The sequence below is a fragment of the Streptomyces sp. NPDC048277 genome (assembly GCF_040652235.1).
Classification (GTDB): domain Bacteria; phylum Actinomycetota; class Actinomycetes; order Streptomycetales; family Streptomycetaceae; genus Streptomyces.
Window position 1 is genome coordinate 102445 of record NZ_JBEZLQ010000013.1, and the last position, 17330, is coordinate 119774.

Below are 17330 nucleotides of genomic sequence, written 5' to 3' on the forward strand. Positions count from 1 at the left end.
ATGAATGAGCCGCAACTTCCCGCCCGTCCCGCGTCCGAGCGCCCCGCCCCCACCAGGCGCCGGTTCCTGAAGATCACGGCCGTCGGCACCGCCGCGGCCGCCACCGGACTGGTGCTCGTCCCCGAGGCCGACGCCCTCACCTCGTTCATCCACCCCGGGGTGCTGCACAAGCTCTCCGACATCCAGCGGATGAAGACCCGGATCGCCGCCGGCACCGAACCCTGGCTCAGCGGCTGGAACGTCTTCAAGGCCGACCAGTACTCGCAGTCGACGTACACGATGCTGGGCCCCTTCGCCTCCGTCGACCGGGGCACGACCGAGCTGTACAACTGGGAGTTCTGGAACGACTGCAACGCGGCCTACCAGAACGCCCTGATGTGGAACCTCACCGGCACCACCGCCCACGCCACCAAGGCCCTCCAGATCATCAAGGCCTGGTCGGCCACCCTCACCTCCATCACCGGCAAGGACGCCCAACTCGCGGCCGCCATCTACGGCTTCAAACTCGCGGCCGCCGCCGAGCTGATGCGCTACACCGCCCCGGCCGGAAGCTGGTCGGCGTCCGAGATCACCCAGACCGAGAATTTCTTCAGAAACGTCTGCATCCCGCTCATCAACACCTTCGGTGACGCCGGCTGGGGCACCAACTGCATCAAGGCGATGATGGCCATGGGGGTGTTCTGCAACGACACCTCCGTCTACAACGCCGCCGTCGACGCCTTCTACCTGCACGACTGCTGCAAGATCAGCCGGGTGATCAGCGACACCGGCCAGTGCGTGGACAGCGGTCGCGACCAGGCCCACACCCAGCTCATCCTCGGCAGCATGGCCGAGGCCTGCGAGATCGCCTGGGTACAGGGCCAGGACCTCTACTCCGCCTCCGCCAACCGGCTGCTCGCCGGCTACGAGTACACCGCGAAGTACAACCTCGGCAACGACGTCCCCTACGCCGTCTGGGGCTCCTGCCAGGCCACCTACAACTCCATCTCCACCGTCGAGCGCGGCAATCTGCGCCCGATCTACGAGCTGGCCTTCAACCACTACGTCAAGCGCCGCAGCCTGCCCACGCCCTGGACCTATGCCGCCGTGGCGAAACTCCAGCCGGAGGGCGCCGCGTTCCAGTGCGACCACGTGGGCTTCGGCACGCTTCTGTTCACCCTCTGACCCACTCTCTGATCCACCCTCCGACCGGAGCATCCGTGAGCCAGCTGATCCAGAACCCCGTCCTGCCCGGTTTCGAACCCGACCCGGCGATCCTGCGGGTCGGCGACGACTTCTACATCGCCACCTCCACCTTCGAGTGGTGTCCGGGCGTCCGGATCCACCACTCCCGGGATCTGGTGAACTGGCGGCCGCTGGGCGGGGTCCTGGACAGCACACGGCTGCTCGACCTCACCGGCGTCCCGGACTCCGGCGGGATCTGGGCGCCCGGACTGTCGTACGCGGACGGCCTGTTCCACCTCGTCTTCACCGTCGTGGACACCTACGCGGAGGGCTGGAAGGACGTCCCCAACTTCGTCACCACCGCGCCCTCGATCGAGGGCCCGTGGTCCGACCCGGTCCCGCTGCACAGCCGCGGCTTCGACGTGTCCCTGTTCCACGACGTCGGCTCCGACGGGGACGGCCGCAGCTGGCTGCTGAACATGCGTTTCGACTGGCGGCCCGGCCACGAGTCCTTCGCCGGCATCGAACTCCAGGAGTACGACCGCAGGACGCGGGCCCTGCTCGGCGAGCCCCGGACGATCTCCGTCGGCACCGCCGCCGGGGTCGCCGAGGGGCCGCATCTGTACCGCCGTGACGGCTGGTACTACCTGGTGCACGCCGAGGGCGGCACCGGCTACGAGCACGGCGCGGCCGTGGCCCGCTCCCGTGACCTGTTCGGACCGTACGAACCGGACCCGGCCGGTCCCCTGCTCACCTCCCGGCACGACCCGACGCCGGACCTGCAGAAGGCCGGGCACTGCTCGCTCGTCGCGACGCCGACGGGCGAGTGGTACGCGGCCCATATCGTCGCCCGCCCGTACGGGGAGCGGGGCCCGTGTGTGCTGGGCCGGGAGACCGCGCTGCAGCCCGTGACCTGGACGGCGGACGGCTGGCCCCGGATCGCCGGGGCCGTCGCGGCCGTCACCGTCCCGGCCCCCGCCCTCCCACCGGCACCCGCGCCCCAACCACCCTCCGCGACCGACCACTTCGACGCACCCGCACTCGGCCCCGACTGGTCCACCCTGCGCCGCCCCGCCACCCCGGACTGGATCGAACCGGTACCCGGCGGACTGCGCGTCCACGGCGGCCAGTCACCGGTGGGCCGCCGCACCCCCAGCCTGCTCGCCCGGCGGGTGACGGCCCGCCGCTGTTCCTTCCGGACCAGCCTGACCTTCGCACCCCGCACCTCCGACCACATGGCCGGACTGACCGCCTACTACAACACCCGCAACTGGCACTACCTGTACGTCACGGCCCAGGACGACGGGTCCCCGGTCCTGCGGACGCTCACCTGCGACGCCGGGCGCCTCGTCGAGCACGGGACCGCGGTACCCCTCGCCCCCGGACACTCGATCGTCCTGCAAGCCGAACTCGCCCTTCCCGTCCTGCGCTTCTCCTACGACACCGGTCAGGGGATGCGCACGCTGCCGCTCGAACTCGACGCCACCGTCCTGTCCGACGAGCACGCCGACGAATTCCACGACGGCCAACTCCGGGTCCTCGGATTCACCGGCGCCATGCTGGGACTGTGGGCCCAGGACCTCGACGGCGCGGGCACCTACGCCGACTTCGCCCACGCCACCTACCTCACCACCCCGGACAGTGCCGCATGACCCTCCTCCCGCTGGGCCGCATCGGCCTCTTCTGCACCGTCCTCGGGCCCGAGGACGGATGCCCGCTCCTCCTGGTGCACGGCTGGGGCGGGGACGGCCGCGAGTGGTCCCCGCACGCCGAGGCCCTCGCCGACCGGTTCCGTGTCGTCGTCCCCGATCTGCGCGGCCACGGCCGTTCCGAGGTGCCCGACCGGGGAAACACCCCCGTGGAGATGGCCGACGACCTCGCCGCGCTGCTCGACCGCCTGGACACCGGGCCGGCGGTCGTCGTGGGCCACTCGATGGGCGGACAGGTCGTCAACCTGCTCGCCGTACGGCACCCGGACCTCGTCCGCTCCGTCATCGCCCTCGACCCGGCACACGGCGCGCACGGCGCGGAGGTGGCACAGATCCCGGTCCGCCTGGCCCGGTACCAGGCACAGGGGGCCGCAGCGGCGGCCGATCTCGTCGCCGGCGCGTTCTCGCCGGGCGCCCCGGTGGGCCTGCGTACCGCGCACCTCCGCACCATGCTCGGCACCCCGGACCACGTCATCGCCCAGTCCTACGCCGGCATGTACACCGACCCGGACGCGGTGGGCGTCCGCCCGCACAGCGAGGCGTATCTGCGGCAGCGGACCCGGCGCGCCCTGACCGTGTGGACCTCCGCGGAGGCCGCCGCCTGGGAACGCGGCACACTGCGTGTCCCCGGCTCGCGCGTCGACCACTGGCCCGACACCGGCCACTACCTGCACGAGGAACACCCCGAACGCACCGTCCGCCTCATCCGGGACTGGGACCGGGACCGGACGGCAGGCGAAGCACGGACCGAGCCAGGCGAGGCCTGAGGAGGCCCGCGGAGACCCGCGGAGGCCTGTCCCCGGACCTACAGCCCCACGATCTTGTTCCACCGTTTGGCGAACTCCACGCGTTCGCTCGACGTGATGTCGCGGGCGATGGCGAGGCGCTTGCGCATCTCCGTGTTCGGGAAGATCAGGGGGTTGTCGGCGAGGGCCGCGGTGTCCTTGTCCTTGGAGTCGGCGAGGACCTGCTGGGCCGCCGGGACGGGGCAGACGTAGTTGACCCAGGCGGCCAGCTCGGCGGCGACCTCGGGCTCGTAGTAGTAGTCGATCAGGCGTTCCGCGTTGGCCTTGTGCGCGGCGCGGTCCGGGATCATCAGGGAGTCGGACCACAGCTCCGCGCCCTCCTCGGGGACGACGAAGCGGATGTCGGGGTTGTCGGCCTGGAGCTGGATGACATCGCCGGAGTAGGCCTGGCAGGCCAGGACATCGCCGCTGACCAGGTCCTTGGTGTAGTCGTTGCCGGTGAAGCGGCGGATCTGGCCGCGGTCGACCTGCTTCTGCACCTCGTCGCAGACGGCGTAGAAGTCGTCGGCCGTCCACTTGGTGATGTCCACGCCGTTGCCCTGCATCAGCAGCGCGAACGCCTCGTCGAGCCCGGAGAGCAGGGTCACCCGCCCCTTGAGGTCGCTCGCCCACAGGTCCTTGACGTGCCGGATCTCGCGGCCCAGCTTCTTCCGGTTGTACGCGATGCCGGTGATGCCCGACTGCCACGGCACCGTGTACAGGCGGCCCGGGTCGAAGGCGGGCGTGCGCAGCAGCGGGTCCAGGTACTTCGCCACGTTCGGCTGGTGGGCGCGGTCCATCTTCTGGACCCAGCCCAGGCGCACGAACCGCGCGCACATCCAGTCGCTGATGACGATGATGTCCCGGCCGGTGGACTGGTGGTTCATCAGCGCCGGGCTGATCTTGCCGAAGAACTCGTCGTTGTCGTTGATCTCCTCGATGTAGTCGACGGAGATCCCGGTGCGCTTCTCGAAGGCGTCGAGGGTGGGCCGCTTGTTCGGGTTCTTGTCGTCCACGTCGATGTACAGCGGCCAGTTCGCGAAGACCAGCCTGTGGTCCCTGGCGGACAGGTCGGTCACGGTGCGGTCGCCGGCCTTGACGTAGGCCGCGGGCACCCCGCAGCCGGCCAGTGCGCCGAGCGCGGCGGTGCCGCCGAGCGCGCGCAGCAGGGAGCGACGGGAGAGCGCGGGCGTCTGGGAAGAGGTCTGGGGCACACCTGAAGGATGTCGCGCCCGCCCGCCACCGGGCAATCGACGCTGCGTCGAGCGACCTGACACGGACCGGACACCTTGTCGATGACCTAGGTCAACACGGCGTTACGTCCCGGCCCCGTCCAGCACAGCGCCCCGGCGAGGGGCGCGGGGAACTGCGCGACCAGCCCCCACGCACCCGCAGCCGAACCACGATCTATGACCTACGCGTCCAGCGACGTCATCACATGCTTGATCCGCGTGTAGTCGTCGAACCCGTACGCGGACAGGTCCTTGCCGTACCCCGACTTCTTGAAGCCGCCGTGGGGCATCTCCGCGACCAGCGGAATGTGCGTGTTGATCCACACGCACCCGAAGTCCAGCCTCTTGGACATCCGCATCGCCCGCCCGTGGTCCTTGGTCCACACGGACGACGCCAGCGCGTACTCCACGCCGTTGGCCCACTCGACGGCCTGGTCCTCGTCGGAGAAGGACTGGACGGTGATGACCGGACCGAAGACCTCGTTCTGGATGATCTCGTCGTCCTGCTTCAGCCCGGACACGACGGTCGGCGCGTAGAAGTAGCCCTTGTCGCCCACCCGCTGCCCGCCGGCCTCGACCTTCGCGTGGGCCGGGAGCCGCTCGATGAACCCGGAGACCTGCTTCAGCTGGTTCGGGTTGTTCAACGGCCCGTACAGCACGTCCTCGTCGTCCGGCTGCCCCGTCTTCGTCTCGGCGGCGGCCTTCGCGAGCGCCGCCACGAACTCGTCGTGGATCGACTCCTGTACGAGGACACGCGTGGCGGCCGTACAGTCCTGGCCCGCGTTGAAGAAGCCGGCGACGGAGATGTCCTCGACGGCCTTGGCGATGTCCGTGTCCTCGAAGACGACGACCGGCGCCTTGCCGCCCAGCTCCAGGTGGACCCGCTTGACGTCCTTGGACGCGGACTCGGCGACCTGCATGCCGGCGCGCACGGAGCCGGTGATGGAGGCCATCGCGGGGGTCGGGTGCTCGACCATCAGCCGGCCGGTGTCGCGGTCGCCGGTGACGACGTTGAAGACGCCCTTCGGCAGGATCCCGCCGAGGATCTCGGCGATGAGGACGGTCGACGCCGGGGTGGTGTCGGACGGCTTCAGCACGACCGTGTTGCCCGCCGCGATCGCCGGGGCGAACTTCCACACGGCCATCATCATCGGGTAGTTCCACGGCGCGACCTGCGCGCAGACGCCGACCGGCTCACGGCGGATGATCGAGGTCATCCCCTCCATGTACTCGCCGGCCGACCGGCCCTCCAGCATCCGGGCCGCGCCCGCGAAGAACCGGATCTGGTCGACCATCGGCGGGATCTCCTCGGAGCGGGTGAGCCCGGTCGGCTTGCCCGTGTTCTCCACCTCCGCCGCGATGAGGTCCTCGGCCCGCTCCTCGAACGCGTCCGCGATCTTCAGCAGGGCCTTCTGGCGCTCGGACGGGGTGGTGTCCCGCCAGCCCGGGAAGGCCGCGGCCGCGGCCGCCATCGCGGCGTCGACGTCGGACTCGCCGGACAGCGGCGCGGTCGCGTACGCCTCGCCGGTCGCGGGGTTGACCACCTCGGTGGTCCGTCCGTCGGCGGCGTCCCGGAACTCACCGTCGATGTAGTTGCGCAGACGACGCAGCTCGGTGCTCACTGCCGGCCCTCCAAGTTCGAGTGGATCCAACGTGTCCATTGACTGAGACACCCACAGTAATCCGAGATCCCACGTTTTCAACACCCCCGCAGCCGCCGAGTCTGCGAAATCCGCAGCCTTGACTCCCGTAAACAACGAATTTCATCGATACGGCCTTGCGGAACCGTCGAGACGTCGTGCACAGTGAGCTCGTGGCCAGTCGAAGCGCAGACCAGAGGGACTCGTCCCGCGAGTCCAGGAACGGCACCCCCCAGTTGGACGCCGTCTCCCTCGCCATCATTCAGCAGCTCCAAGAGGACGGCCGCCGTCCGTACGCCGCGATCGGCAAGGCCGTGGGCCTGTCGGAGGCGGCCGTGCGCCAGCGCGTCCAGAAGCTGCTGGACCAGGGCGTCATGCAGATCGTCGCCGTCACGGACCCGCTCACCGTGGGCTTCCGCAGGCAGGCGATGGTCGGCATCAACGTCGAGGGCGATGTCGAGTCGATCGCGGACGCGCTGAGCGCCATGTCGGAAGTCGAGTACGTGGTGATGACCGCGGGCTCGTTCGACATCCTCGCGGAGATCGTCTGCGAGGACGACGACCACCTGCTGGACGTCATCAACAAACGCATCCGGGCGCTGCCCGGCGTGCGCTCCACCGAAAGCTTCGTTTATCTGAAGCTGAAGAAGCAGACCTACATGTGGGGAACCCGATAACCGTGACCCAGAAGGACCTCAGCCGCACCGCGTACGACCACCTGTGGATGCACTTCACCCGCATGTCCTCGTACGAGAACTCGCCCGTCCCGACCATCGTCCGGGGCGAGGGCACCTACATCTACGACGACAAGGGCAAGCGCTACCTCGACGGTCTCGCCGGTCTGTTCGTGGTCCAGGCCGGTCACGGCCGCACGGAGCTCGCCGAGACCGCCTTCAAGCAGGCCCAGGAGCTGGCGTTCTTCCCGGTGTGGTCGTACGCCCACCCCAAGGCTGTGGAGCTGGCCGAGCGCCTCGCCGACTACGCGCCGGGCGACCTGAACAAGGTCTTCTTCACCACCGGTGGCGGCGAGGCCGTGGAGACCGCCTGGAAGCTGGCCAAGCAGTACTTCAAGCTGCAGGGCAAGCCGACCAAGTACAAGGTCATCTCCCGCGCGGTCGCCTACCACGGCACCCCGCAGGGCGCCCTGTCCATCACCGGCCTGCCGGGCCTGAAGGCCCCCTTCGAGCCGCTGGTCCCCGGCGCCCACAAGGTGCCGAACACCAACATCTACCGCGCCCCGCTCTTCGGCGACGACCCGGAGGCCTTCGGCCGCTGGGCCGCCGACCAGATCGAGCAGGAGATCCTCTTCGAGGGCCCCGACACGGTCGCGGCCGTCTTCCTGGAGCCGGTGCAGAACGCGGGCGGCTGCTTCCCGCCCCCGCCCGGCTACTTCCAGCGGGTCCGCGAGATCTGCGACAAGTACGACGTGCTGCTCGTGTCGGACGAGGTCATCTGTGCCTTCGGCCGCCTGGGCACGATGTTCGCCTGCGACAAGTTCGGCTACGTCCCGGACATGATCACCTGCGCCAAGGGCATGACCTCGGGCTACTCCCCGATCGGCGCCTGCATCATCTCCGACAAGCTCGCCGAGCCGTTCTACAAGGGCGACAACACCTTCCTGCACGGCTACACCTTCGGCGGCCACCCGGTGTCGGCGGCGGTGGGTCTCGCCAACCTCGACCTGTTCGAGCGCGAGAACCTGAACCAGCACGTCCTCGACAACGAGGGCGCCTTCCTCTCCACCCTCCAGAAGCTGCACGACCTGCCGATCGTCGGCGACGTCCGCGGCAACGGCTTCTTCTACGGCATCGAGCTGGTCAAGGACAAGAACACCAAGGAGTCCTTCGACGCCGACGAGACCGAGCGCGTCCTGTACGGCTTCCTCTCCAAGGCCCTGTTCGAGAACGGCCTGTACTGCCGTGCCGACGACCGCGGCGACCCGGTCGTCCAGCTCGCCCCGCCGCTGATCTCCAACCAGGAGACCTTCGACGAGATCGAGCAGATCCTGCGCGCGACCCTGACGGAGGCGTGGACGAAGCTCTGAGCCTCGTGGCTCCGAGCCCCGTACCTCTGATCAGCTGATCAACACCGGCCCCGGTGCCGTCCGTTCGAGTGAGAACGGCGGCCCGGGGCCGTGTGCTGTCCGGGCTCCGCCCGCCGACCTGCCTAGCGTGCACGTGACCGATCGGCCCAGCCTTCGTTCCCCCCGACGTGGGAAGGCACGGCAAAACGGATCAGAACCGAGGTGTACGCCCATGGAGGCCCCGCCGGACAACGACGTGCTGTGGGCACGCTCCCTGCACTTCAGCCACCAGGACGGCTCGCCCGGGATCACCGGTGTCTCGCTCGGCGTCCGGGAGGGCGAGATCCTCGCCGTCGGCGGCCCGCGCGGCAGCGGCAAGACCACTCTGCTGAGGTGCCTGTCCGGTCTGGTCCCGGCGCAGCACGGCGAGGTCTGGTTCAACAGCACGGCCGTGCACCGGATGGGCCCGCTCGCCCGGGAACGGCTGCGCCGCGACCGCTTCGGCTGGATCGACCCGGTCCCCCTGCTCGTCCCCGAGCTGAACGTCTGGGAGAACACGGCCCTGCCCCTCATGCTGCGCGGCACCGGCCGCCGCCGGGCCAAGGTGGCCGCGCTGGAGTGGCTGGAACGCCTCGACGTCGGCGACAAGGCCCGCAGGCACCCGGCCGAACTCCAGCAGGCCGAACGCCAGCGCGTCTGCATCGCCCGTGCCCTCACCCCCTCCCCCGCGGTCCTCTTCGCCGACGAGCCGACGGCCCCGCTGCACCGCGCCGACCGCGCCCACGTCCTGCGCACCCTCACCACGGCGGCCCGCTCGCACGGCATCACGGTGGTCCTCGCCACGCACGACGCGGAGACCGCGGCGCTCGCCGACCGCACGGTCGCGCTCCTGGACGGCCGCCGGGTGACCACGGTCCACCTGCCGCCGGCCCCCGAAGCGGAAGGCCGGGCCGAGTGCTCGCTCTCCGTCTGACCCGCGTCGCCCGCCCGGCCGTCCAGCTGCGGCGCCTCCTGGTGGCCACGGCGGCCGCCGGCACGGGCTTCCTGCTGCTGGCCGCGCTCGGCTACGCGATGTCCCACCCGGAGTACCCGACGGGGGCGCTGCTGCGCCTCACCTGGTGCGCGATCCCGCTCGCCGCCACGGTGTACCTCGCGGTCGCCGTCGCCCGCACCGACCCCGGCGCCAGACCCCGCCCCGGCCTCTCCGCCCTGGGCCTGGGCCCGGCCCGCCTGATGGCCGTCGCCGCCCTGCACACGGCCCTCGCCTGCACCCTGGGCTCCCTGCTGGCCCTCCTGGTCTTCCTCCACCTCCGGGGCGACCTCACGGGCGTGCCCTTCGGCGGCGCGGCAAGCGACTTCCTGGCGGCGGACCAGTCCCTCCCCCTCCCGGCGGCCCTCACCCTCCTGGCCGTACCCCCGGTCCTCGCCTCCACGGCGGCAGCCCTGACCCTCCGCCCACGAGACCTCCCCAACCCGGCGAACCGCACCCGGGGCTACGGCCGCTTCGGCGCATACGTCCGCACCGCGAAACGGGAAACCTTCGGAACATACGGCCGCTTCGGCGCAAGGCGCCCCGCGAACGACGCCCAGCCGCCCCGCCAACCCGCGGACGGCGGCCGGCCACCGCGTCAGCCCGCGGGCAGTCGTGCCGCCGGGGCGGCACGGGTGGGCGCGGCCGGCACCCTGTCAGCGCCGGTAAGCGACACCCCGGCCCCCGCCCCCGCGGACGGCGCGCAGCAGACCCCGGCCCAGGCTCCCGACCTCCCCGCCGCCTCCCCCGCCGGCCTCCCCTGGGGCATCGCCGTCCTCGCCGCGGGCCTCGCCGTCGAGTCGTACGCGAGCGTCACCGAAACCGCCCCCCGCGCCACCCTCCCCGGCGGCCTCGCCATGGGCCCCGTCGGTGTCCTCGCCGGCTGGGCCCTCACCGCCCTCGGTCTGGTGCTCGCCGCCCCCGGCCTCACCCACCTCTGCGGGCGCCTCCTCCAGACCGCCCGCCCCGGCGTCCTCCGTCTCCTCGCCGGCCGGATCCTGATGGCGGAGGCCACCCGCATCGGCCGCCCCCTCGGCGTCGTCTGCGCGGTCGCGTCGGCGGCCTTCGCGACCACCACGCTCCACGACCACGACGCCGGCGCACCCGGCTTCGGCCCGCTCACCGCCCTCGGCGGCCTCGTGGTCGCCGGCTGCACCGTCGCCACCCTCCTCACCGCCGCCGTGGAGGCCCGCCAGTCCCGCGCCGACACCACCGAGGCCCTGCTCCGCATGGGCGCCCGCGCCACGATGCTGCGCAGCGCCGCGGCTCTGCGCGCCGGGGCCCTGCTGGCCCTCTTCGTCCCCCTCACCCTGCTGATCGCCGACCTCGCCGCACTGCCGCTCGCACACTGAAAAGCCGTACGAAAAAAACCGGAACCACCGATGACTTCCGCCGTACCCCCCGGTCTATCCCCACGAACGGCACGACACCCGAGGGAGAGACCCCATGTACCAGCAGATGATCTTCGTGAACCTGGCCACCGACGACGTCGCGGCGTCGCGGAAGTTCTTCACGGAGCTCGGCTACTCGATCAACCCGCAGTTCAGCACCGACGACTGCTCCTGTGTCGTGATCAGCGACACGATCATCGCGATGCTGCTCAGCAAGCAGCGCTACGCCGACTTCACGAAGAAGGAGATCGCCGACTCCACGAAGACCAGCGAGGTGCTGCTCTGTCTGAGCGCCGAGAGCCGCGAGAAGGTCGACGAACTGGTGGCGAAGGCGGTCGCGGCCGGCGGCACCGCGAACGACGACGTCCAGGACCAGGGCTTCATGTACGGCCGTTCCTTCGAGGACCTCGACGGCCACTCCTGGGAGGTCATGTGGATGGACCCGGCGGCGGTGCAGGGCTGACACCTAGGGTGGGCGGGTGCATCCGACACCCGCCCAGCCGCACCCCGCCCAGCCCAACCGTGCCGCCCGCGACTGCGAGATCGAGTCCCTCGCCGAGTTCGACGAGGTCGTCGCCGCGCACGGCACGCTCGCCCGGTACCGCGTCCAGGCGGTCGATCTGACGGACCGTACGGACGTCCTGCTCACCACCGACACCACCGGCGCCGTCTTCCTCGGCTGCCCGATGTCGGCCGAGGCCGCCGCCCGGGTCGGTGCCTCGGGCGCCCTGGTGTTCCCGCCCGTACCGGACCTCCCCTTCGACCCGTACCGCGCCTTCGCCTACACACCCGACGAATTGTTCGACTCGCTCGGCGGCAGCGAGGAGAACAGCGAAGGCAGCGAGGGCGACGAGGACGGCAAGGGCTATGCGGCGACCCCCGACGCCCGCTCGTACGCCTGGTTCCAGCGGACGCGGGCGGACGGCGACATATTCGCCTCGATGCTGCGCTCCATCCACGACGACGCGGTCTCCGACGCGCTCGACGAACTCCTCGTCGGCGCCCGGGTGGTGGGTGTGATGGGCGGCCACGCGATGGCGCGCGGCACGCGGGAGTACGCCGGTGCCGCCCGGCTCGGCCGGGACCTCGCACGCGCCGGCTTCACGGTGGCGACCGGCGGCGGCCCGGGTGCGATGGAGGCGGCGAACCTTGGCGCGTACGCGGCGCCCTTCGACGACGGGATGCTGGAGGAGGCGCTCCGGCTGCTCGCCAGGACACCGTCGTTCCGGCCGTCGGTCACCGACTGGGCGCGGGCCGCGTTCGAGGTCCGCGCGCGCTGGCCGGACGGCGGCCCTTCGGTCGGCATCCCCACCTGGTTCTACGGCCATGAGCCGCCGAACGCCTTCGCCGCGCACATCGCCAAGTACTTCGCCAACGCCACGCGCGAGGACGGCCTGCTGGCCCGCCCCAACGCCGGTGTGGTGTTCCTGCCGGGCGCCGCCGGGACCGTGCAGGAGATCTTCGACAACGCGACGTCCAACTACTACGAGTCGCGCGGCGAGCCGACCCCGATGGTGCTGGTGGACGAGGCGCACTGGAGCGGGAAACTGCCTGCATGGCAGCTGCTCACCTCGCTCGCGCGGGACCGGTCGATGGGGTCCCGTATCGCCCTTGTTGACCGGATCGAGCAGGCATCCGAGACGCTGAAACGTCTCAGCAGTTAATGGGCGGGTAAAGTCAACGCCCGTGGACCGCATATGCATTGACACTACTTACGGAGCACTTATAGACCTGTGAGCCTCTTGGGGATTCTGATGCCTCACCTCACTGTCGCATCAACTCCCTCCACACCCCCCGCAGTTATGCAATCAGTAAGGACAAACGTGTCCATATCCCGCCGCAGCGCACGTCGTTCCGTGCGCATCCTGGGTGTTGCCGCCGCGTCAGCCGCGCTGTCGCTGGGCCTCTCCAGCACCGCGCTCGCGTGCAACATCTCCGAGTTCTCGGCCGAAGCCACCTGCGACGGCTCCAAGGGCGTCATCACCGTGACCGACAAGGACGCCTCCGGCACTCCGGCCACGATCACCGTCTTCCTGGAGAACAACGGCTCCGACGCCAAGCAGGTCGGCGACGCGACGCCCATCAAGGGCTCCAAGGAAGGCACCTCGGTCACCTTCTCCGAGGACTGGCAGCCGAACGCGGAGTACCGCATCCGCGTCAAGACGGACAACGGCCAGGTCGACAAGGACATCTCGCCCAACCTGACCACCCCGTCCACCGCCTGCACGTCCGAGGCGAGCTCCAGCCCGACGCCGTCGGCCTCGCCGTCGCCGTCGGAGTCCGAGTCCACCCCGGCCGAGTCCGACTCCCCCACCCCGTCGGCCTCGGAGAGCAGCAGCACCGCTCCCGCGAGCACGTCGAGCAACGCCCCGTCCCCGGCGGTCGGTGAGTCGAACCTCGCCGAGACCGGTGCCAACTCCAACACCGGGCTGATCGCCGGTGTCGCGGGCGCGCTGGTCGTGGTCGGTGGCGCTGCCGTGTGGTTCGGCATGCGCCGTCGTGGTGCGCACAGCGGTAACTGACGCGCCACCACCCTTCGTACACCCCTCGTACGTCGCCGAGGCCCGTCCCCGTATCCCCGGGGGACGGGCCTCGGTCGTACCTCCCGCCGCTCGATCCCGAGGGGGGTCAGTCCAGTACGACGGTCTCCGCCGCGTCGAACTCGACGCCCACCGCGTCCCCGGCCGCCGGCGCCTCCCGCAGCGCGCAGGCCGCCTCCAGACGGGGTCCGTCCTGGGGCTGGAGGTGGACGGTGACATGGGTGCCCTGGAAGGTGCGGGCGGTCACCGTGCAGGGCAGCCCCGCGTCGGCCGCGACGAGCCGCACCCCGGCGGGCCGGACCAGCAGCGTGCGCGGCCCCTGGGGCGCGCTCTCCGGCACCGGCAGCTTCCCCCAGGGCGTCACCGCGACCGATCCCTCGACGGTCGCCGGGACCACGTTGCCGAAGCCGAGGAAGCGGGCCACGAACTCGTCGGCGGGCCGCTGCCAGACGTCGAGAGGTGTGCCGGACTGGGCGATCCGCCCGTCCCGCATCACCACCACCCGGTCGGCCAGCGCGAACGCCTCGCCCTGGTCGTGCGTCACGGCGAGCACGGTCGTGCCCAACCGCCCGAACAGCTCACGGAGTTCGACCACCAGCCGCTCCCGCAGCGAGCGGTCGAGCTGTCCCAGCGGTTCGTCGAGCATCAGCAGCCGGGGCCGGGGCGCCAGCGCCCGTGCGAGCGCCACCCGCTGCTGTTCACCGCCGGAGAGCCCGGCGACGGCCCGCCGCTCCGCCCCCGGAAGCCCCACCAGCTCCAGCAACTCGCCCACCCGCCGGGTCCGTTGCTCCTTGCCGTCGCCGCGCATCCGCAGCCCGAAGGCCACATTGCCGCCCACGTCCCGCTGCGGGAACAGCTGATGGTCCTGGAACATCAGCCCGACCCCCCGCCGATGCGCCGGCACCCGCGCCTGGTCGTGCCCGTCGAGCGACACCCGTCCGGATGCGAGGGGCTGGAGCCCGGCCACCGCCCTCAACAGCGTCGACTTGCCGCTCCCACTGGGCCCGAGCACACACACCACCTCGTGCTCGGCGACGTCCAGATCGACGGCGTCCAGCACCGCCCGGCCGCCGAACCGCACGGTGGCCTGCGACAGTTCGAGAAGTGGCATCAGAACTCCCCCGTCCGGTCGGTCCGCAGCCGCTCCAGGACCAGCAGCGCCACCGCGCACACCACCATCAGAATCGTGGAAAGGGCCATCGCCTGGCCGTAGTTGAGATCACCGGGACGGGACAGCAGCCGGGCCACGGCGACCGGCAGGGTCGGGTTGTCCGGCCGCGCGATGAAGACCGTCGCCCCGAACTCCCCCAACGACACCGCGAAGGCGAAGCCCGCCGCGATCAGCAGCGCCCGCCGCACCATGGGCAGATCGACCTCCCGCCACACCCGCCAGGGCGACGCCCCGAGCACGGCCGCCGCCTCCCGCAACCGCCCGTCCACGGCCCGCAGCACCGGAAGCATGGTCCGTACGACGAACGGGACGCCGACCAGCGCCTGCGCGAGGGGCACCAGGATCCAGGACTGCCGCAGATCCAGCGGCGGCTTGTCCAGCGCGATCAGGAACCCGAAGCCGACGGTCACCGCGGACACCCCGAGCGGCAGCATCAGCAGCGCGTCGAAGCCCCGTACCAGCCGTCCCGCGTCCCGGCGGGCCAGCGCGGCGGCGGCGAGCCCGCCGATCACCACGGCGATCGCGGTCGCGGCGACGGCGTACTGCAGGGAGTTGACGACCGACTCGATCGGCGCGACCAGGAAGGTCCCGCCGTCGGCGTCGCCCAGCGCCCGGTAGTACCCGAAGCCCCCGTCGAGCGACCGCCGTACCAGCACGGCCAGCGGCAGGACGAGGAGTACGGCGACCGTGGCGAGGACCCCGCCGAGCAGCGCCCACTGCCCGGCCCCGCGCGGCCGGCGTGCGGTCACTTCCGGGGCGACCAGGCGCAGCGCGCTCTCCCGCCGCCGTACCGTCCACGCGTGCACGGCGAGGATCGCGCCGACCGCCACGAACTGCACGATCGTGAGGACGGCGGCCGTGGCGAGGTCGAAGATCTCGGAGGTCTGCCGGTAGATCTCCACTTCGAGGGTGGAGAAGGTGGGGCCGCCGAGGATCTGCACCACACCGAAGGAGGTGAAGGTGAACAGGAAGACCATCAGCGCGGCGGCGGCCACCGCGGGCGCGAGGGCGGGCAGGGTCACCTTGCGCCAGGCGCCCAGCGGCGAGGCGCCCAGCATCCGGGCGGCCTCCTCCTGCCGCGGGTCCAACTGGGACCACAGGCCGCCCACGGTCCGTACGACGACCGCGTAGTTGAAGAAGACATGCGCCAGCAGGATGGCCCAGACGGTGGTGTCGAGGCGTACGCCCCACCATTCGTCCAGCAGTCCGCCCCGCCCGACGAGCGCGAGGAAGGCGGTCCCCACCACGACCGTCGGCAGGACGAAGGGAACCGTCACCACGGCCCGCAGCACCTGCTTGCCCGGGAAGTCGAGGCGGGCGAACGCATAGGCGGCGGGCAGCGCTACCAGCAGGGTGAGCGCGGTGGAGGCGAGCGCCTGCCAGGTGGTGAACCACAGCACGTGCCGGATGTCGGACTGGCCGACGACATCGGCGATCCGCCCGAACTGCCACACGCCGTCGACCTTCAGCCCGCGCGTGACGATCGCCGCGACCGGCCAGGCGAAGAAGACACCGAAGAACGCGACGGGCACGGCCATCAGACCGAGCCGCGCCGCGCTCCCGCGCCTGCCGGCTACTTCAGTACGAGTGACGTCCACGTCTTGACCCACTGGTCACGGTTGGCGGCGATCTTCTCGGGCGCCATGGTCTCGGGGTCCTTCGCGGCGGGACCGTACTTCGTGAACTCGGCGGGCACGCTCGCCCCCTTGACCACCGGGTACACGAACATGTTCAGCGGCATGTCCTCCTGGAACTCCTTGGAGACCAGGAAGTCGATGAGTTCCTTGCCGCCCTTGGTGTTCTTCGCGTTGCTCAGCAGCCCGGCGAACTCGATCTGCCGGAAGCAGGTGCCGGTCGCGACACCGGTGGGCGCGGTGCTGGGCTTCGGGTCGCCGTAGATCACCTCGGCGGGCGGGGAGGAGGCGTACGACACGACGAGCGGCCGGTCCCCCTTGGCCTTCCTGCCGCCGGCCGAGCCGGAGAACTCCTCGTTGTAGGCCTGCTCCCAGCCGTCGACGACCTTGACGCCGTTGGCCTTGAGCTTCTTCCAGTAGTCCTGCCAGCCGCTGTCCCCGTACCGGGCGGCGGAGCCGAGCAGGAATCCCAGCCCCGGCGAGGAGGTGGCGGCGTTCTCGGTGACGAGGAGGTTCTTGTACTGCGGCTTGACGAGATCCGCGTACGACGTCGGCGGGGTCAGCTTGTGCTCGGTGAAGTACGCCTTGTCGTAGTTGACGCAGATGTCGCCGTAGTCGATGGGCGTGACCCGGTGCTCGGCGGCGTCGAGCTGGTACTCCGTGCCGACCCGGGCGAGCCCCTTCGCCTCGTACGGCTGGAAGAGGCCGTTGTCGAGGGCCCTGGACAGCAGGGTGTTGTCGACGCCGAAGAAGACGTCGCCCTGCGGGTTGTCCTTGGTGAGGATCGCCTTGTTGACGGCCTGTCCGGCGTCGCCGTCCTTGAGGACGTTCACCTTGTAGCCGGACTGCTTCTCGAAGTCCTGGAGCACGTTCTTGGAGACGGCCCATGAGTCATGGCTGACCAGGGTGATGGTCTTCGAGTCGGCCTGGGAGCCGTCGGACGACCCGCACGCGGACAGCGTGACGAGGCCTAGCCCTACGGCCGCGGCCACGAAGCTCTTGGTGTGCACT

The 17330-nt window shown here is 70.7% G+C and carries 15 protein-coding genes; 10 read left to right on the plus strand and 5 right to left on the minus strand.

The features are described from left to right. Genes AB0D85_RS27145 through AB0D85_RS27155 form a run of 3 tightly spaced genes read left to right on the plus strand, consistent with a single transcriptional unit; the run spans nt 1 to nt 3640 of the window. On the plus strand, nt 1-1164 hold the full coding sequence (locus AB0D85_RS27145) for an alginate lyase family protein (protein WP_362325298.1): 1164 nt from the start codon (nt 1-3) through the stop codon (nt 1162-1164). A 44-nt stretch (nt 1165-1208) separates the two neighbouring features. Continuing rightward, complete coding sequence (locus tag AB0D85_RS27150; RefSeq protein ID WP_362325872.1) at nt 1209-2816, plus strand: glycoside hydrolase family 43 protein; 1608 nt, start codon at nt 1209-1211, stop codon at nt 2814-2816. Further along, nucleotides 2813-3640, plus strand: coding sequence for an alpha/beta hydrolase (locus tag AB0D85_RS27155; RefSeq protein WP_362325301.1), 828 nt, complete (start codon nt 2813-2815; stop codon nt 3638-3640). The genes AB0D85_RS27150 and AB0D85_RS27155 overlap by 4 nt, the downstream gene beginning before the upstream one ends. A 38-nt stretch (nt 3641-3678) precedes the next feature. Here the strand turns inward: AB0D85_RS27155 and AB0D85_RS27160 are convergent, their stop codons facing one another. Both AB0D85_RS27160 and AB0D85_RS27165 read right to left on the minus strand, forming a co-directional pair. Beyond that, nucleotides 3679-4872, minus strand: a complete 1194-nt coding sequence (locus tag AB0D85_RS27160) for an extracellular solute-binding protein (protein WP_362325304.1) — start codon at nt 4870-4872, stop codon at nt 3679-3681. 200 nt (nt 4873-5072) lie between these two features. After that, nucleotides 5073-6512 (minus strand): gamma-aminobutyraldehyde dehydrogenase, encoded by a 1440-nt coding sequence (locus AB0D85_RS27165; RefSeq protein WP_362325307.1) that lies wholly within the window; start codon nt 6510-6512, stop codon nt 5073-5075. 176 nt (nt 6513-6688) lie between these two features. On the opposite strand from AB0D85_RS27165, the gene AB0D85_RS27170 reads away from it, so the two are divergent. From AB0D85_RS27170 to AB0D85_RS27200, 7 genes are all read left to right on the plus strand, one after another. Continuing rightward, entirely contained in the window at nt 6689-7207 is a 519-nt protein-coding gene (locus AB0D85_RS27170; RefSeq protein ID WP_362325310.1) for an Lrp/AsnC family transcriptional regulator, read from the plus strand. 2 nt (nt 7208-7209) lie between these two features. Further along, nucleotides 7210-8574 (plus strand): aspartate aminotransferase family protein, encoded by a 1365-nt coding sequence (locus tag AB0D85_RS27175; RefSeq protein WP_362325313.1) that lies wholly within the window; start codon nt 7210-7212, stop codon nt 8572-8574. 211 nt (nt 8575-8785) lie between these two features. Then, entirely contained in the window at nt 8786-9526 is a 741-nt protein-coding gene (locus tag AB0D85_RS27180) for an ATP-binding cassette domain-containing protein (RefSeq protein ID WP_362325316.1), read from the plus strand. Continuing rightward, nucleotides 9508-10935, plus strand: a complete 1428-nt coding sequence (locus tag AB0D85_RS27185) for a hypothetical protein (protein ID WP_362325319.1) — start codon at nt 9508-9510, stop codon at nt 10933-10935. The genes AB0D85_RS27180 and AB0D85_RS27185 overlap by 19 nt, the downstream gene beginning before the upstream one ends. Before the next feature lie 94 nt (nt 10936-11029). Next, nucleotides 11030-11437 carry a VOC family protein gene (locus AB0D85_RS27190; protein ID WP_362325323.1) on the plus strand — a complete coding sequence of 136 codons (408 nt, stop codon included), beginning with the start codon at nt 11030-11032 and terminating at the stop codon, nt 11435-11437. A gap of 16 nt (nt 11438-11453) precedes the next feature. Further along, nucleotides 11454-12638, plus strand: coding sequence for a Rossmann fold nucleotide-binding protein (locus tag AB0D85_RS27195; RefSeq protein WP_362325326.1), 1185 nt, complete (start codon nt 11454-11456; stop codon nt 12636-12638). A gap of 159 nt (nt 12639-12797) precedes the next feature. Next, on the plus strand, nt 12798-13496 hold the full coding sequence (locus AB0D85_RS27200; RefSeq protein ID WP_362325329.1) for an LAETG motif-containing sortase-dependent surface protein: 699 nt from the start codon (nt 12798-12800) through the stop codon (nt 13494-13496). Between the two features lie 106 nt (nt 13497-13602). Here the strand turns inward: AB0D85_RS27200 and AB0D85_RS27205 are convergent, their stop codons facing one another. From AB0D85_RS27205 to AB0D85_RS27215, 3 genes are read right to left on the minus strand one after another with little or no spacing between them, the layout of a single operon-like run. Then, the gene (locus tag AB0D85_RS27205; RefSeq protein ID WP_362325332.1) at nt 13603-14625 is read right to left on the minus strand and encodes an ABC transporter ATP-binding protein; all 1023 of its coding nucleotides are present in this window, start codon (nt 14623-14625) and stop codon (nt 13603-13605) included. Then, nucleotides 14625-16223 carry an iron ABC transporter permease gene (locus AB0D85_RS27210; RefSeq protein WP_362325335.1) on the minus strand — a complete coding sequence of 533 codons (1599 nt, stop codon included), beginning with the start codon at nt 16221-16223 and terminating at the stop codon, nt 14625-14627. The genes AB0D85_RS27205 and AB0D85_RS27210 overlap by 1 nt, the downstream gene beginning before the upstream one ends. Before the next feature lie 35 nt (nt 16224-16258). Further along, the gene (locus AB0D85_RS27215) at nt 16259-17329 is read right to left on the minus strand and encodes a thiamine ABC transporter substrate-binding protein (RefSeq protein WP_362325338.1); all 1071 of its coding nucleotides are present in this window, start codon (nt 17327-17329) and stop codon (nt 16259-16261) included. Nucleotide 17330: the final 1 nt, after the last annotated feature.

Excerpts from the sequence above, each read along its gene's own strand:
- AB0D85_RS27145 (WP_362325298.1), top strand. The coding sequence starts at position 1 with ATGAATGAGCCGCAACTTCCCGCCCGTCCCGCGTCCGAGCGCCCCGCC.
- AB0D85_RS27155 (WP_362325301.1), top strand. The coding sequence starts at position 2,813 with ATGACCCTCCTCCCGCTGGGCCGCATCGGCCTCTTCTGCACCGTCCTC.
- AB0D85_RS27180 (WP_362325316.1), top strand. The coding sequence starts at position 8,786 with ATGGAGGCCCCGCCGGACAACGACGTGCTGTGGGCACGCTCCCTGCAC.
- AB0D85_RS27190 (WP_362325323.1), top strand. The coding sequence starts at position 11,030 with ATGTACCAGCAGATGATCTTCGTGAACCTGGCCACCGACGACGTCGCG.
- AB0D85_RS27205 (WP_362325332.1), bottom strand. The coding sequence starts at position 14,625 with ATGCCACTTCTCGAACTGTCGCAGGCCACCGTGCGGTTCGGCGGCCGG.
- AB0D85_RS27210 (WP_362325335.1), bottom strand. The coding sequence starts at position 16,223 with ATGGCCGTGCCCGTCGCGTTCTTCGGTGTCTTCTTCGCCTGGCCGGTC.